Raw genomic sequence first — 14609 nt, forward strand, 5'->3', positions numbered from 1 at the left:
GGTATTAAACCTACAAATTAAAGAATTATCATTATTTGAAGAAATGTTATCTACAACATGGTCTAGGTCCAATGAGTGCTATAATTCCTTAATTAAAATATGTGAGTTATTCGTACAAAATAACTATCTATCTTCTATAAAAAATATAAAACCTGAAAATAATAAACCGGTGCAATATTATCAAGAAGCTATAAAGTAGTTAAGTAAATATCCTGACAAGACGGAAGTAATTAAAACTATAGCTAACTGCTATTCTAAAATAGGCGATATATTGAGCGAAGAAGCAGATTATAAGGGAGCTTTAGCTAATTAATAATGCAGCCCTAACATGTAATGAAGAGCTTAAAGAAATGTACGATAAAATCGGTGATATGCTATTTAACTTAGGACGTGAAGATTCAGCTATCATATTTTATAGAAAGAATAATAAATTAGACTCTATATTAGAATGTTATACCAGTCTTATAGATAAGGCTGAAAAGCCTATAAAAAAATATGATTCATATATGGACCAAGGAAACAAACTTCGCTTTCAAAAACAACAGGAAGCAGATGCTGCAGAATCATATTTTAAAGCAGCCGGCGTTGTACATGATCCTCAAAAACAACAAAATTCAGTACTTACGGCATACAATACTTTCTTAGGAAACCCCAATAATAATTCAATTCAACAACTGGATATTTCAGAGCAACAACAAAGAAATGAGTATTTTAAAGATATAATCGGCGATATTATTGATCCGTGACCGTTCTAGTGTTAAACTACTTATTATTCCTCTTTGTTATCCTGTGGTCAAGCGGACCTTGTTGCATGGTTCCTATGTCATTCCTGCGAAAGCAGGAATTCAAAAAAAGTATAAATACAGAAAATTTTTGAAATTAAAAGCTCGATTTATCTCGCTTTATGCTGGATTCCTGCTTTCGCAGGAATGACACCGAGTACTTTTCTTGAGCCATGCAACAACACTGGTCAAACGAACTAGGTGACAGTGAACGGTCACCTTAACAAATCATTAATGCTTACTTTAGATCTAGTAGTTTTATCGACTTGCTTTATGATGACTACACAGTAAAGCCCAGGCTTACCTGCTTCCTTAGCAGGTAATACTCCTGGAACTACAACAGAATAAGCCGGAATTCTGCCGTAAATAATTTCACCTGTATCTCTGTATATTATTTTTGTAGAGCTACCGATAAACACTCCCATACTAATTACTGCTCCTTCTTCTACTATTACCCCTTCTGCTATTTCCGATCTTGCACCGATAAAACAATTATCTTCAATGATAACTGGCTTTGCTTGTAGCGGTTCAAGTACCCCTCCTATTCCCGTACCACCTGAAATATGGCAATTCTTACCGATTTGAGCACATGAGCCGATAGTAGCCCATGTATCAATCATTGTTCCCTCATCTATATAAGCACCTATATTAATGAAAGAAGGCATAATAACGACCTTTTTAGCTATATAAGTACCGGTTCTAACAACAGCTCCGGGAACTTTACGTATAGCTGCTTCTTTGAATATATTTTTATCAGTATCCGCAGAAAATTTAGGAGCAACTTTGTCATACCAACTATTATAATTGTTATTATAAAGTTGCGATTCCGTAGTGATAAAATATAGCAATATAGCTTTCTTTACCCATTCATTAACTTCCCAACTATTTTCTTTCTTTTCACAAACACGAATTGTACCTTGATTTAAGTTTTCTATAATATCATTAAGTGTTTTTTTTAATGTTATAAGCTTTGAAGAATCTTGAAGAAGTTTGTCCTTAATTTGCCAAGCTTCTTCAATTTCTTTAATAAGAGAGGACATATCTTTTAACTGTTTTATTGCCAAAAATAATAAATGAGATTATCATGAAGTCAAACATAATAATTATAATTAACTATGTATATTACTTGCCCAAATTGCCAAACAAGATTTATCGTTACAAGCAATCAAATAGGTATTAACGGACGACGAGTAAAATGTTCCAAATGTAGCCATTTGTGGTATCAAAAATTAGACTATAATACTAGTAAATTAAATGACTTTAAAGATAAAGTAAACACGGAAACTATTAAAACTCCTATTAAAAATCATTATAATGCTAATGTGCCGGTTATTTTACCGTATATTCCTACTAAGAAAAAATATAATATATTTCCAATATTATGGACTAGCTTTATAATTTTTTGTTTAGTGATATTACTAATAGATAGTTTTAAATTTTTAGGTAAATATGATCAATTAAAGATAGAAGAAATTAATTTAGGAAAATCTCATCATATAGGCGGTATGAAGATATTTTATAAATTATCTAATCAGTCTGATTATTTAATTTCTGATCCTATAATCAAAGTTAGAGTAATGGATAGTAATAATCAAGCTTTAGATGAATATGTATCAATTACAAAACTACAAACAAAAATCCCTGCAAAACAAGCAATATATCTAGAAATGAATATTGAAGGGATCCCTGTTACAGCAAAATATATTGATATTGCTATAGGTAATAGATTAGGGCTTTTATTTAAGTAAAGACGGTTGCGTGGACCGGTAAATGCTCTTTATGTCATTCCCGCGAGGCATTTTGCGTGGAATAATTTCACCTCTGTCATCCCATGACTTGATCACGGGATCCAGTTAAAAATACTAAAATTATTAGTATTTTTTATTGTTTTTATGGACCTAGTTAGCAAGCCACGGGGTGACACAGTGGGTTTTACGGTCCACGCAACAAGACCTTCCCGCGAAAGCGGGAATCCAGAAAAAAAGTATAAATACAGAAAATTTTTGAAATTAAAAGCTCGATTTATCTCGCTTTATGCTGGATTCCTGCTTCCGCAGGAATGACATCGATATCCACGCAACAATGCCTCCTCTCAATGACAACTCGGTATCCACACAGGCAATATTTAGGCTATGTAACAACGTCACTTAAAAATAAAAATACCCATAAGCTAACTTATGGGTATTACTAAAGATATAATAATTTTTATTATCGCGTATTAGGAAACACCACAATTTGAGCTATTAGTACCACTTGATACCATATTAACAATATCTGGAGCTTTAAATAATATAATGATTGCAGTAACTACTACTAAAGCTACTTCCCACTGCAATTTTCCTCTTAATGTTTGAATTCCCAGAACAATTATACCGACAACAGCTATACCTTTTGCAGTATTACCTCTGAATACTTTAATTAACTTACACAATGTATCACCTACAGGATCGCCGACGCTACCACTACCTAAGCTATCAAAAGCTACCATAATAATAGCCACGCTTAGAATAGTAAATAGTATGCGTAATGATAGATTATAATCTATTAATTCTTCGTTTAATTTACGAATAGGAAAGTTCATATGTTTTACCTCAATAAAATAATTAAGCATTTAAAAAGTAATGTATAATTTATTTATATATAAATCAACTCCTAAATATATGCAATTCTAATTAATATGCAAAAATATTTTAAAAACACTTATTTTAAGTAACATTATAATCACATATAGTATAATTTAGCTTCCAAATATATAAACAAACGTAAATAAAAATAACCAAACCACGTCTACAAAATGCCAGTACCATGCAGCAAATTCAAACCCTAAATGTCCATTACCTTCTGTAGTAAAATCTCCTCTTTTTGCTCTAAAGTAGCAAACTATTAGAAATATAGTACCTATAATTACATGAGCTCCATGAAAACCCGTGGCTAAATAAAAATTAGAAGCATATATACCATCCGTGAATTTAAACGCCGCATGATAATATTCATATGCTTGCATAGTTGTAAAAAATATTCCAAGCAATATGGTAAGAGCAAGTGCAGTTACGCAATCTTTTTGATTTTTTTCTTCTAAGGCGTAGTGAGCCCAAGTAACGGTAGTACCCGATAAGAGTAGTATTAAAGTATTGATAAAAGGAATATCAAATGGATCAAAAGTTTTAATTGTAGGTGGAGGCCAAATTCCCTGCTTTACAACCCATACACCGTCTAAAAGACCTACAGGTGATAGACTTGATTTAAAAAAAGAAGCAAAAAATACACCAAAAAATACTATTTCCGTTAAAATAAATAATGCCATACCTATTTGTAAACCTTTTCTAACAGGACTAGTATGCTGATGTTCGACTATTCCTTCTTTCACTACATCTCTCCACCAAGAATATAAACAGTAACCTACTGAAATAACTCCTGCAGATAAAATATATATATTAAATTTGTAGCCATGCATGAACGAGACGCCACCTATAACCAAAAGAAGTAAAGCAAAGGATGTTAGGACGGGCCAAGGGCTTGGGTCTACTATATGGAATAAGTGCGATTTAGTCATAGGATGTGAATTTGGATTCATATTTTATTTTATCATTTTCTAATTATACTTACGAATAGATATACGAAGATCAACTTGGAAAAGAGCAAGGAGTCTGTAGGTCGAGGAGCAGAACGTATAATAAACATTCAGTATTCGAGGACTTACAAAGACGAGATAGTCAATTTTTCAAGTTCTATCTTAGTATATAAGTAAATATAAATTATTATCGATGTAAAAGCAAATTCTAGAAGCAGATTATATAGAAAATATACCTCGTAACTCAGAATTATTATTTATTATTAATGACAACTAAAATCTCTTGACTCTTTATATTATTCAACTAATATATAGACCGCTAATAATGTTTAAGCTCCATTGTTGCAAGACCAATCTGTCAAAACTTAATATTAAGTTATGCCAGGTATCTATATTATAAGTGAGTAAAATCATGAAGTATAATGGAGGTTGTTGTCTTACAGCAACGGAGCTTAACCCCTGGCACCTTTATTTATTAATTCTAGATTAGGTTTAGGCATAAATTAAATAAAGGAATTACGAGTAGTATTAGCTTATGTTTAATAAAAATGAAGATTTATTAATTCTAAAAAATACAAATGTAAAAAATAAAGAAAAAATTAGAAAAAAGTTTTTCTTTTCATCACCGTTTTTAATAATATTATTAAAGTTTTTTTATTATCTTCTTAATATCTTAGAAATAAAATATTTCTAGATTTTTCAACTAATTAAGCTGTTAACTCTAAATTTTCTTACTTAAAATTATAGAGATACGACAAATTATCTTCACTATTTTACTAGTTATTTCTGCAAATACTGCCTTAGTACTATCATTCATTATAGCAATATTTTTATGTTCAATTTCATCAAGTCGAAATTTAATAATATTATTTAATAATTCCGGCTCAACATTTTTATTTTCTAAATAATTTATTTGCTGTTCATAATGTTTTTCTATTACTTCTTCTACACTCTCGGTAACAAGCATCGCCGTTTTTATTCCCATCAAGGAAGATAAAGCACCAAGTAAAAATCCGTAATGATGCCAAAAAAATAATAAAAACGTGGGTCTTACTTCTTTTTCTAGTAATTTTTTTTCAAAATAATTTAAATGTACATCTTCGTGTTCAAGCATTTCTTTAATTAATATATGATCATTCTGAGATTTGATATATTTTAGCTGCCCTTGATAAATTCTTTTTGCCCCATACTCCCCGGCATGATTAACTCTAATTATTTCGTGAATTTGTTTGTCAGGGTCAGAAAAATCAGGTCTTGGCATATAATATATACTACTTTTAAAAGAAGTTTAAAATTAGGTAGACGAAGTTTAATTTGGAAAGGAGCAAGGCGTTTTATATTAGACCTCTTGCATAACGTAGCTAATAAGGAGGAATTTGAAGGAGACACTTCACCTCGAACCGCAGCCAGCGTACACCTTAGTACGTGAGGATTCGAGTACCAGATCGACGTACAAATTACCCTTAGAAGCAAGTTATGCAAGAGGTCTATTTTTTGACCACAGCGTACATACAAGTAACGTGAGGATCAAAAAATATAAAACAACGACGCCAATTTTTCAAATTAAACGAGTATACTCTGTAATAAATCGAAACCAGCAGGATTTAATTTATAATCTACCTCCGCTTGCTGTAACAATTTTAAAGTCTCTAAACATTCAGTTAGGCTAAGACTGTTTGCTATCTTTGTAAAATCATTAATATATTGATAGAAAATCGGTGGTGATAATGATTTTATTGCGAGTTCCACACTCTCACCGTTTTTTATTTTCGACAAAACTATATATAAATTTAAATAATGCCTTATTAATGCTCTAATAATTAAAACTTCATTGATATTTTGTTTTTTTAATATTTCCAGCTCTTGCAGAAAATTACTATAATCTTTTTTTGAAAAATACATTGCTAAATCAATGCCGTTTGCCGTAATTTCGCTACTTATAACTTTTAGAACATCGTTTAAATTAATTTCTCTTCGATCATGAACAAAATATATCAATTTATTTATTTCGCTACAAATTAAATCATGATCACCTTTTAAATGAGCTTTTAAATAAGTGATAGCCTCTTTACTTATAATTTTATTAGTTTTTTCTACTTTACCTAAAATAATTCGTTCAATTTTTGCTTCATCGTCATGATAACAAGCAACTGCCGCTAAATATTCTTCTGTTTCAAAGAACTTTTTAAAGCTCCCGCTTGAAGTAATTTCCTCACCTATAAATACAGGGAAATTTATATAATCATTGTTTAGAATTGTTTTTAAATTCTTATCGATTGAATTCCCAACCGATCTAATTTTAATTAATTCTTTTTGACCAAAAAAATTAGGCGAATTAAGTAATATTTCTAAAGATGAACTATTAAGATCTGAGTATTCTATAGAAGTTTGTAGCATATTTAGGCTTTTTACTAAATGCTTACAAATTTTTTCTATATAGCCTTTATCAGGACCATATAGTAAAAGAGCTCTAATCTTTCCGGCTTTTATTAGTTCAAATAATCTACCTATTTGTGAAAAATAAAATTTCATAGCTTAACTATTTCCGTGTAAAATATAAAATTAATCTGCTACGAATTTCTTCTGCTGCTTGATATGCCAAGTCTATTCCTGTTTCATCTCTTTCAACATTTGTTGCATATGGTGTGAAAATAGCATTATATGACGTGTTTTGGTAAAACTTCTCTTCAATTAAAACTTTTTGGCTTTCTATATCAATTAATTTATACCTAACTAATTGATTAATATATTCCCTTAAAACATTGGAGTTTTTTTCAATAGTAGCAGGCATAGTTGTTGCGATAAGCTCCGCTTTAAGCAGGTATTTTGCTTTTGCTTTCTGAGGTAAAATACTAGTTAAACGATGATAAAACTCAGCTCCTTCAATTGTTCTAATCGGTTCAACTTTAATAGCTTCTAAATCATTATTCCTACTGTATTTTTCACTATATACCGGTTTTAAATTACAACTACTCATTAGAAAGAATATAATTACTACAAATAAAGAACGCATATACTAGATTAAGATTGGTTTTTTATATTAATAACAGCTTATTTCGATTTTGTGAAAGAAAATTATACTAATTAGCATTTGTTAATACTTATAGTAATTATATATTAATTTATGTTGACATAAATAAGACTTATATATTGTGTGCCGCTTCAAAATAATTTTAAGGTATTAGATGTTATTAGATAAACTCGTTCTAGGTATTTCAATAGAAGTAATAGCAGCATTGGTAAAAATAAAAACATATTGTTTTTTCCCAAAAAAAGAAAAAGTAACTTTAACAAAATATAACTCAACAGAAAATATTGAAGCACTCAAAGTAAATACAGATGAAGCTAAAACTGTAAAGATTACAAAAGAGGATTTAGAAAAATCTTTTGAGTTATATGAAGAAAAATTGACAATATTAGCACAAAAACTATCATCACAAACATCAATTAGTTATGATGATTATAACCCTGTAACAGAATATTATTATGTTGAAGCCCTAGGAAAAGAAACACCTGTCACTGAATTATAATTTTTAAGCTTAAAATACTTTATAGGTAAGTTTTACATACTTACCGTTTTTTATTAAAGATCTCTCTACATCTTCCTTGCAAATCTAATACTCTATATTAAATTTACAAGGAAGATGCTCGCTTTAAATTAAGCCGTTTACATTTAAGCTTTTTAAAACTCATCACTATTTGTAGGATTAGTTTGTCCACCTAATTTATACCCCATATATTCTTCAAAAGCTTTTTCCAAATTGCGCTCTATAGGAAGACATTTTGGAGGGATTATAGGAACAAATTTGGGTTTTTTTATAAGAAAATCCATAACATTTCGTTCATACTCTTGTAATATTTTTAGTATTTCTTTACTAGTATTATAACATGACGGAGTAAGACCTGAAGCATCTTTTTTTGTTACTAAAATAGGTTCTTCATTTAATAAAATTTCAATAATTTCTTTTTTATTATTAACCCCTGCAACTGCCGAATGTAATACTGATAAACCCTGAGGAGTCGTAGAATTTATAGAATCTCGATTTACTTTTAAGATCTCTATTACCAACTTTTTTTACCATGTTCCGCTGCTTCGTGTAATAAAGCATTGGGATTATTTTCAATACATACCTTTAATGCACTATTAAAAATTGCTATACCGTCTTTTGTTTTATCTTTAAGTAATTTTGCCAACTCGTCTATATCGCTCTTTACTGATGTGGATTTCATTTCTATATCTGAATCGGGCGAATCTGGCCCCGGAGATTTATCTAAAGCCGATGTAGATAAAGTAGGTATTTGTTGTTTTTTCATTAATTCTCCTAAATTTATCAATGACGCAAATAGCAAATTATTACATAATCCGCTATTCGCATTAAATATCTATATTTTTGATTAGGAATAATATCTCTACTTCTCCGGAGAATCTCCCAAAAGACTATACCGTTCATGTTCTTTTGAATAACAAGATTGCATTATTCTTTCTAAATCTTTATGAGAGATATACTCTTCTAAACCAGAGACTAATTGGTTCATGCTATTAATTAAAGCACATTCTTTATCGTTACGTGCTAACGTCAGAATATTCTGTAAATTTGAGCTGCCTGTTATATCTAATAAATATGGTTTACAAATTCCTAATTTATTATTTTTGTGTAGGTACTTAAAATAATTTAATATATTTTCAGCATTGCATAATTCTTCATTATATATGGTATCTTGCTTAGTCATTAATTTTCCTAAATTTATAAATTGTTAATTAGTTTTTTCCGTCATTGCGAGCAGGCATTGTTGCGTGGACCGTAAAACCCACTGTGTCACCTAGTTGCTTGACCACGGGATGACAGAGGTGAAATTGATCCACGCAGCCTAAGGCTGCTCACAATGACGACTTTAGTATTCATGTAGGAATATTATAGTATAGTGAACAACACTGAGCTAATTTGCAATTCTCCTAAAATTAAGATTATAAATTTAGGAGTAATAACACAACAAACTAAGTTGAATTGATTGTAACTTAATTGATTAAAAATTGTTAATTTATCACAATCGATTAGTTACTGAAGTTTTATATTTTCCATATCCCAATCATGAGAAACAGTATTATACTTTAATATATAAGGCTTGGTATCTATAGAATCCAAGGTTACATCGGCAATCATATCATCATGTGAGGAGATAAGTTCGTTATAACCGAAATTAGCGTAATAAGGTTGATAATTTTTAAATCTAACCGTTATAAATTTCTCTTTAGTAATAGCAGGTAAGAATTTCACCAAATCTTCAAGATTACTTAAAGCCAAATCTTTCATCTCAAAAATTTGTAATCTATAAACATTTTTATAATCTTTGGTAAAGAATGTCGGTATAGAGCTAAAGCTACTACCGGATTGAACGGAAGCTATACTTAAAGCTTTAAGCGGGATACCTGATTTATTACTAAAATAATCATCGGCTTCAAAAAATACCGCACCGCCGAAATTTATCATTTTAGCGATTTTATTATTGTTCACATCATATAAATCTACTGCTTGTTCTAGCTTTTTTCCGTCACGAAATATAGTAAGTTTAATAGCTATTCCTTTAAAATTATCCATTTCTCTATCAAATAATGCTAGATTACCGCCGAGTTCCTTATCATTAACTGCCCAAATAATATCACCGGCTTTTAAAGATTTTTCAGCAGGCGAACCGGCCAGAACTGCCTTAACGCTTATCACCCTATTTCTACTATCAGGAAATTTATTTATATATTTATCCATTTCTTCTTTAGGGAAATTATGATGTCTAACTGCTTTATTTAAAGAATATAACTCGCTTATTATTCCTATATGCTTTCTGCTTGGTTGTTTATTATTCTTTAAACTTTCTAAGGTGCGAGCTACATAATCACCGTGCAGTGCTAGAGAATGAGTTTTACCGCCGCCGTATAATACTCCTATAGCCTCAATCTTATCGTTTAGTACCGGTGAACCGCTAGCACCGCCGGTAGTATTTAAATTAATAACGTAAGTGCATTGCGGCATTAAACCTTCAATATTGTAAAGATCGGACAAATAACCGGTATGGAAAGAAAAACCTTTTGCTTCCGTGTTACCGACTACAAAAACCTTTTGATTTAATTTTGGAATCTCATTTGAGAAAGCTATTTGTGTTGCCGATGCCGGTATATCTTTGCTCTCTACTTTTAAAACGGCATAATCCTGCCAAATATCGTAATAGATAAGTTTTGCTTCTGCCTGCTCACCATTATAAAAAGTAACAAAATAAGTTCCGATAGACGCACCGCCGACAACATGAGTATTAGTTATTATATAACCGTTGTTCTTATCGTTAATAAATCCGGTTCCTGTCCAACTACTTGTATCATCATATGCAGATACGGCAATTCTAGTATCAATTGTTACGATTGCTTTCTTCGCTTTTTCAAATATAGCACTGCTTGCTTCAGAAGATGCTAAAACTATATTATTTAGGAAAACTAAATTAATAATAAATAAAAGTTTTAGTAAAATAGGTAGTTTTTTCATTTTCACCTCTTGTAAAATCATTTAAGCCGCACTATATCAAATAAAAAGTCATAATAAAATAAAAAAAAAGAAAACGAGGAATCTTATGGGAAAAGTAATAGGTATCGACCTTGGGACTACTAACTCTTGTGTTGCGGTCATGGAAGGTAAAGAGCCAAAAGTAATAGAAAATTCAGAAGGCGAGAGAACTACGCCGTCAATAATAGCTTTTGCAAACGGCGAAAAATTAGTCGGGCAGTCTGCTAAGAGACAAGCAGTAACCAACCCTCGCAATACTATATATGCAGTAAAACGATTAATCGGTAGAAATTTCACCGATCCTATGGTTAAGAAAGACCAAGATATCGTACCGTATAATATAATTAAAGCCGATAACGGTGACGCATGGGTCGAAGCTGATAACAATAAATATTCACCAAGCCAAATTAGTGCTTTTATTTTACAAAAAATGAAAGAAACCGCAGAGAATTATTTAGGCGAAAAAGTAACACAAGCAGTAATAACCGTGCCTGCTTATTTCAATGATGCACAACGTCAAGCAACAAAAGATGCCGGTAAAATAGCAGGTCTTGAGGTCCTTAGAATAATCAACGAACCGACTGCTGCAGCTCTTGCTTACGGTTTTGATAAATCGGCAAGTAAAACTATTGCAGTATACGATCTTGGCGGCGGAACGTTTGATATTTCAATTCTTGAAATCGGTGACGGTGTTTTTGAAGTAAAATCAACAAACGGTGATACATTCCTTGGCGGTGAAGATTTCGATACAAGAATATTAAACCATTTAATAGATGTATTCAAAAAAGAAAGCGGTATAGATTTACGTAACGATCCTTTAGCACTTCAGCGTTTAAAAGAAGCAGCGGAAAAAGCCAAGAAAGAACTATCTTCTGCAGTAACTACCGATATTAATTTGCCTTATATTACGGCTGATAGTAGCGGTCCAAAACATTTAAATCTTAAATTTACTAGAGCAGACCTTGAAAAGTTAGTAGATGATTTAATTGAGAAAACTATTGAACCTTGCCGTAAAGCATTAAAGGATGCAGGTTTAAAAGCTTCTGATATTCAGGAAGTAGTACTTGTCGGCGGTATGACCAGAATGCCGAAAGTACAAGAAGCCGTAAAGAAATTCTTTGGGCGCGAACCGCATAAAGGCGTAAATCCTGATGAGGTTGTAGCACTTGGTGCTGCTATTCAAGGCGGAGTACTTAATAAAGAAGTAACGGATATATTATTATTAGACGTTACGCCTTTATCTCTTGGTATTGAAACCCTTGGTGGCGTATTTACAAGGTTAATCGATCGTAATACTACTATACCTACTAAAAAAAGTCAGGTATTCTCAACTGCTGACGATAATCAGCATGCCGTAACTATTAGAGTGTTTCAAGGTGAACGTGAAATGGCAGCTAGTAATAAATTACTTGGTCAGTTTAATCTTGAAGGCATACCTCCTTCACCGAGAGGTGTTCCACAAATAGAGGTAACATTTGATATTGACGTTAATGGAATAGTGCATGTTTCGGCTAAAGATAAAGCAAGCGGTAAGGAGCAGAAAGTAACTATTCAGGCTTCCAGCGGTCTTAGCGATGCCGAAATCGAACAAATGGTTAAAGATGCTGAGCAGAATGCCGATGAAGATAAAAAGCGTAAGGAACTTATTGAAGCGAAAAACGCTGCCGATAGTTTAGTTTATTCTACTGAAAAGAGTCTTACTGAGTATGGTGATAAATTATCATCAGAAGATAAAGGAGCTGCTGAAGAAGCACTATCTGCTTTAAAAGCCGTTCTTGAGTCGGAGGATGCTGCTTTAATTAAAGAAAAGACAGAGAGCTTAACTGCAGCTAGTATGAAAATCGGTGAAGCAATGTATAAAGCACAAAACGAAAGCCAGCCTACTGAAGAAAATACTGCTAACGATGAAAAAGTAGTAGATGCCGATTTTCAGGATGTAGAGAAGAAGTAATATACTGAATTTGTCATCACGGACGTGTTAAGCAAAGACCTGTGTCATGCCGTGGCTTGACCACGGGATCCAGAAAAATAAGTCTATTAGTAGACTTATTTTAAAGTCTTTTTTAAGAAAAAAATTATAAAACTGGATGCCGTGGTCAAGCCACAGCATGACATAGTCATATAAAACAAATATATAACATAATTTCATGTCACAAGATTATTACAAAATACTAGGCGTTAGTAAAACAGCTAGCCAAGCTGACCTTAAAAAAGCCTACCTTAAGCTAGCCAAGCAATATCACCCTGATACTACTGACGCTAAAGATGCTGAAAAGAAATTTAAAGAAATAAATAGTGCTTATGATGTTCTAAAAGACGAGCAGAAAAGAGCCGCTTACGACCGCTTTGGGCATGATACTTTTCAAAATCAACAGTCACGAGGGGGAGAAGGAAATCACGGTGGTTTTCATCCTGATATTAATGATATTTTCGGCGACTTCTTTAGTGATTTTATGGGAGGTGCTAGAAGAAAGCCTACCTTAAGTAAGGCTAGAGGTTCGGATTTAAAATATGATCTGACAATTAACCTAGAGGAAGCATTTCACGGTATAGAAAAAAATATTAGTTTTTCTAGCGAAGTAAAATGCGATACTTGCCACGGCACTGGTTCTGAAAAAGGTGAAACCATAACTACTTGCGATGCTTGCGGCGGTGTTGGAGCGACTAGAATTCAGCAAGGATTCTTTACGATCGAACAAGCTTGTCATAAATGCCAAGGTAACGGACAAATTATAAAAAATCCTTGTAAGAAATGTCATGGCATGGGACGTTACCATAAGCAACGAAATTTATCAGTAAATATTCCTGCCGGTGTTGAAAACGGTACTAGAATAAGACATACCGGAGAAGGAGAAGCAGGTATTAGAGGCGGAAATAGCGGTGATTTATACGTTGATATAGCAATAAAACCACATGATATTTATAAAGTAGATGGAGCAAATCTACATTGTAAACTACCTATTAGTTTTGTGAATGCCGCTCTTGGAGGAGAGATAGAAGTACCGGTAATTGAAGGCGGGAAAATCAACTTAACAATTCCGGCAGGAACACAAAACGGTGACCAATTAAGGCTACGCAGCAAAGGTATGTCTAAAATGAGGTTAACTATTAGGGGTGATATGCTTACACATATTCATGTCGAAGTACCTAAAAATTTATCTAAAAAACAACGTGAACTACTAGAAGAATTCAAAAAAGAATCCATAAATGAGAAAGAAAATGACGGTAGCTTTTTTAATAAAATGAAAAGTCTATGGTCATGAATTTTATTTAACTTTCCTATAGAAATGAAACCTCCGATGTTATAAAATATTATAGTCATATGTCATTCCCGCGTGGCATTGGCATTGTTGCATTACTCAGTAAACCCCACTATGGAAGTGTTGAGAGATAAGGAATTAAGCAGAGAATTACAGGAAGGATATTTTTTTAGAAAAATTTGTGTTTAAATTTAAGATAAATTTTGGTCAGTATATACAAAATTAGTAGAAATTTTGTTACTATCTATGCGTTATCTATGATAATATTAGTTACCCGTTAAAACGGTTAATCGTTTCAAATTAAAACATATAGCCTTCATAAATTCAGAGAATTGATTTTTGACAATACCAATATATCTGACATATTTATTATCTTGTGAAAATACTCTTTCAAAAGGTGCTCTAATTTTTGTATAATATTTATCAAGGTCAAAATTCTTATCTTGCA

The 14609-nt window shown here is 31.9% G+C and carries 19 protein-coding genes and 3 pseudogenes; 9 read left to right on the top strand and 13 right to left on the bottom strand.

Features of this window, described 5'->3' with window-relative positions; translation table 11 throughout:
• Together SB78_RS10120 and SB78_RS04435 are read left to right on the top strand one after the other, a co-directional pair.
• A pseudogene (locus tag SB78_RS10120) lies at nt 1–199 on the top strand (hypothetical protein); the annotation flags it as partial.
• 151 nt (nt 200–350) lie between these two features.
• The gene (locus tag SB78_RS04435; protein ID WP_041078914.1) at nt 351–746 is read left to right on the top strand and encodes a hypothetical protein; all 396 of its coding nucleotides are present in this window, start codon (nt 351–353) and stop codon (nt 744–746) included.
• Between the two features lie 251 nt (nt 747–997).
• On the opposite strand, the gene dapD is transcribed toward SB78_RS04435, so the two are convergent.
• Entirely contained in the window at nt 998–1822 is an 825-nt protein-coding gene (dapD, locus tag SB78_RS04440; protein WP_041078915.1) for a 2,3,4,5-tetrahydropyridine-2,6-dicarboxylate N-succinyltransferase, read from the bottom strand.
• Nucleotides 1823–1897: 75 nt separating this feature from the next.
• Here dapD and SB78_RS04445 point away from each other — a divergent pair, with 75 nt between their 5' ends.
• Nucleotides 1898–2530, top strand: coding sequence for an MJ0042-type zinc finger domain-containing protein (locus SB78_RS04445; protein WP_041078916.1), 633 nt, complete (start codon nt 1898–1900; stop codon nt 2528–2530).
• A gap of 95 nt (nt 2531–2625) precedes the next feature.
• On the opposite strand, the pseudogene SB78_RS11965 reads toward SB78_RS04445, so the two are convergent.
• A pseudogene (locus SB78_RS11965) lies at nt 2626–2718 on the bottom strand (proline/betaine transporter); the annotation flags it as partial.
• On the opposite strand from SB78_RS11965, the gene SB78_RS09695 reads away from it, so the two are divergent.
• Nucleotides 2675–2845: a hypothetical protein gene (locus SB78_RS09695; RefSeq protein ID WP_158510102.1), complete on the top strand. Its 171-nt coding sequence runs from the start codon at nt 2675–2677 to the stop codon at nt 2843–2845. The pseudogene SB78_RS11965 and the gene SB78_RS09695 sit on opposite strands and share 44 nt — an antisense overlap.
• A 155-nt stretch (nt 2846–3000) precedes the next feature.
• On the opposite strand, the gene SB78_RS04450 is transcribed toward SB78_RS09695, so the two are convergent.
• Nucleotides 3001–3363: a TrbC/VirB2 family type IV secretion system protein gene (locus SB78_RS04450; protein WP_041078927.1), complete on the bottom strand. Its 363-nt coding sequence runs from the start codon at nt 3361–3363 to the stop codon at nt 3001–3003.
• 156 nt (nt 3364–3519) lie between these two features.
• Nucleotides 3520–4356, bottom strand: a complete 837-nt coding sequence (locus SB78_RS04455) for a cytochrome c oxidase subunit 3 (protein WP_041078917.1) — start codon at nt 4354–4356, stop codon at nt 3520–3522.
• Between the two features lie 532 nt (nt 4357–4888).
• On the opposite strand from SB78_RS04455, the gene SB78_RS10125 reads away from it, so the two are divergent.
• Nucleotides 4889–5047, top strand: coding sequence for a hypothetical protein (locus SB78_RS10125; RefSeq protein ID WP_199402779.1), 159 nt, complete (start codon nt 4889–4891; stop codon nt 5045–5047).
• A 27-nt stretch (nt 5048–5074) separates the two neighbouring features.
• Here the strand turns inward: SB78_RS10125 and SB78_RS04460 are convergent, their stop codons facing one another.
• On the bottom strand, nt 5075–5614 hold the full coding sequence (locus tag SB78_RS04460) for a demethoxyubiquinone hydroxylase family protein (RefSeq protein ID WP_041078918.1): 540 nt from the start codon (nt 5612–5614) through the stop codon (nt 5075–5077).
• Nucleotides 5615–5665: 51 nt separating this feature from the next.
• Between SB78_RS04460 and SB78_RS09315 the strand changes: the two are divergent.
• Nucleotides 5666–5873: pseudogene (locus tag SB78_RS09315) on the top strand (palindromic element RPE1 domain-containing protein); the annotation flags it as partial.
• Between the two features lie 43 nt (nt 5874–5916).
• On the opposite strand, the gene holA reads toward SB78_RS09315, so the two are convergent.
• The gene (gene holA, locus SB78_RS04465) at nt 5917–6885 is read right to left on the bottom strand and encodes a DNA polymerase III subunit delta (RefSeq protein ID WP_041078919.1); all 969 of its coding nucleotides are present in this window, start codon (nt 6883–6885) and stop codon (nt 5917–5919) included.
• Between the two features lie 7 nt (nt 6886–6892).
• Entirely contained in the window at nt 6893–7366 is a 474-nt protein-coding gene (locus tag SB78_RS04470; RefSeq protein WP_041078920.1) for a hypothetical protein, read from the bottom strand.
• Between the two features lie 172 nt (nt 7367–7538).
• Between SB78_RS04470 and SB78_RS04475 the strand changes: the two genes are divergently transcribed.
• Complete coding sequence (locus SB78_RS04475; RefSeq protein ID WP_041078921.1) at nt 7539–7883, top strand: hypothetical protein; 345 nt, start codon at nt 7539–7541, stop codon at nt 7881–7883.
• Between the two features lie 152 nt (nt 7884–8035).
• Here SB78_RS04475 and SB78_RS10920 read toward each other — a convergent pair whose 3' ends face one another.
• The 4 genes from SB78_RS10920 to SB78_RS04490 form a co-directional block, all read right to left on the bottom strand.
• The gene (locus tag SB78_RS10920; RefSeq protein WP_241773744.1) at nt 8036–8422 is read right to left on the bottom strand and encodes an ankyrin repeat domain-containing protein; all 387 of its coding nucleotides are present in this window, start codon (nt 8420–8422) and stop codon (nt 8036–8038) included.
• On the bottom strand, nt 8416–8667 hold the full coding sequence (locus SB78_RS10925; RefSeq protein ID WP_241773745.1) for a hypothetical protein: 252 nt from the start codon (nt 8665–8667) through the stop codon (nt 8416–8418). The genes SB78_RS10920 and SB78_RS10925 overlap by 7 nt, the downstream gene beginning before the upstream one ends.
• A gap of 96 nt (nt 8668–8763) precedes the next feature.
• Nucleotides 8764–9084, bottom strand: coding sequence for a hypothetical protein (locus tag SB78_RS04485; RefSeq protein WP_041078922.1), 321 nt, complete (start codon nt 9082–9084; stop codon nt 8764–8766).
• A 326-nt stretch (nt 9085–9410) separates the two neighbouring features.
• Nucleotides 9411–10904 (bottom strand): S1C family serine protease, encoded by a 1494-nt coding sequence (locus SB78_RS04490; RefSeq protein WP_041078923.1) that lies wholly within the window; start codon nt 10902–10904, stop codon nt 9411–9413.
• A 64-nt stretch (nt 10905–10968) separates the two neighbouring features.
• Here SB78_RS04490 and dnaK point away from each other — a divergent pair, with 64 nt between their 5' ends.
• Nucleotides 10969–12852, top strand: a complete 1884-nt coding sequence (dnaK, locus tag SB78_RS04495) for a molecular chaperone DnaK (protein WP_041078924.1) — start codon at nt 10969–10971, stop codon at nt 12850–12852.
• Between the two features lie 27 nt (nt 12853–12879).
• Here dnaK and SB78_RS10930 read toward each other — a convergent pair whose 3' ends face one another.
• Complete coding sequence (locus SB78_RS10930) at nt 12880–13050, bottom strand: hypothetical protein (RefSeq protein WP_241773746.1); 171 nt, start codon at nt 13048–13050, stop codon at nt 12880–12882.
• On the opposite strand from SB78_RS10930, the gene dnaJ reads away from it, so the two are divergent.
• Nucleotides 13049–14164, top strand: coding sequence for a molecular chaperone DnaJ (gene dnaJ / locus SB78_RS04500; RefSeq protein WP_041078925.1), 1116 nt, complete (start codon nt 13049–13051; stop codon nt 14162–14164). The two genes, SB78_RS10930 and dnaJ, sit on opposite strands and share 2 nt — an antisense overlap.
• Before the next feature lie 263 nt (nt 14165–14427).
• Here the strand turns inward: dnaJ and SB78_RS10380 are convergent.
• Nucleotides 14428–14609 (bottom strand): hypothetical protein (locus SB78_RS10380; RefSeq protein WP_041078926.1); only part of this gene is annotated, 182 nt, incomplete at its 5' end.

It is taken from the genome of Rickettsia asembonensis (assembly GCF_000828125.2).
In the GTDB taxonomy this organism is placed as follows: Bacteria; Pseudomonadota; Alphaproteobacteria; order Rickettsiales; family Rickettsiaceae; genus Rickettsia; species Rickettsia asembonensis.

What these genes read in the sequence shown, in the direction of transcription:
- dnaK (WP_041078924.1), top strand. Translation starts at nt 10,969, where the DNA reads ATGGGAAAAGTAATAGGTATCGACCTTGGGACTACTAACTCTTGTGTT.
- dapD (WP_041078915.1), bottom strand. Translation starts at nt 1,822, where the DNA reads ATGTCCTCTCTTATTAAAGAAATTGAAGAAGCTTGGCAAATTAAGGAC.
- SB78_RS10930 (WP_241773746.1), bottom strand. Translation starts at nt 13,050, where the DNA reads ATGAAATTATGTTATATATTTGTTTTATATGACTATGTCATGCTGTGG.
- SB78_RS04460 (WP_041078918.1), bottom strand. Translation starts at nt 5,614, where the DNA reads ATGCCAAGACCTGATTTTTCTGACCCTGACAAACAAATTCACGAAATA.
- SB78_RS04445 (WP_041078916.1), top strand. Translation starts at nt 1,898, where the DNA reads ATGTATATTACTTGCCCAAATTGCCAAACAAGATTTATCGTTACAAGC.
- dnaJ (WP_041078925.1), top strand. Translation starts at nt 13,049, where the DNA reads ATGTCACAAGATTATTACAAAATACTAGGCGTTAGTAAAACAGCTAGC.
- SB78_RS04450 (WP_041078927.1), bottom strand. Translation starts at nt 3,363, where the DNA reads ATGAACTTTCCTATTCGTAAATTAAACGAAGAATTAATAGATTATAAT.
- SB78_RS09695 (WP_158510102.1), top strand. Translation starts at nt 2,675, where the DNA reads ATGGACCTAGTTAGCAAGCCACGGGGTGACACAGTGGGTTTTACGGTC.
- holA (WP_041078919.1), bottom strand. Translation starts at nt 6,885, where the DNA reads ATGAAATTTTATTTTTCACAAATAGGTAGATTATTTGAACTAATAAAA.
- SB78_RS04435 (WP_041078914.1), top strand. Translation starts at nt 351, where the DNA reads ATGTACGATAAAATCGGTGATATGCTATTTAACTTAGGACGTGAAGAT.
- SB78_RS04475 (WP_041078921.1), top strand. Translation starts at nt 7,539, where the DNA reads ATGTTATTAGATAAACTCGTTCTAGGTATTTCAATAGAAGTAATAGCA.
- SB78_RS04490 (WP_041078923.1), bottom strand. Translation starts at nt 10,904, where the DNA reads ATGATTTTACAAGAGGTGAAAATGAAAAAACTACCTATTTTACTAAAA.
- SB78_RS04485 (WP_041078922.1), bottom strand. Translation starts at nt 9,084, where the DNA reads ATGACTAAGCAAGATACCATATATAATGAAGAATTATGCAATGCTGAA.
- SB78_RS04470 (WP_041078920.1), bottom strand. Translation starts at nt 7,366, where the DNA reads ATGCGTTCTTTATTTGTAGTAATTATATTCTTTCTAATGAGTAGTTGT.
- SB78_RS10125 (WP_199402779.1), top strand. Translation starts at nt 4,889, where the DNA reads ATGTTTAATAAAAATGAAGATTTATTAATTCTAAAAAATACAAATGTA.
- SB78_RS10925 (WP_241773745.1), bottom strand. Translation starts at nt 8,667, where the DNA reads ATGAAAAAACAACAAATACCTACTTTATCTACATCGGCTTTAGATAAA.
- SB78_RS04455 (WP_041078917.1), bottom strand. Translation starts at nt 4,356, where the DNA reads ATGAATCCAAATTCACATCCTATGACTAAATCGCACTTATTCCATATA.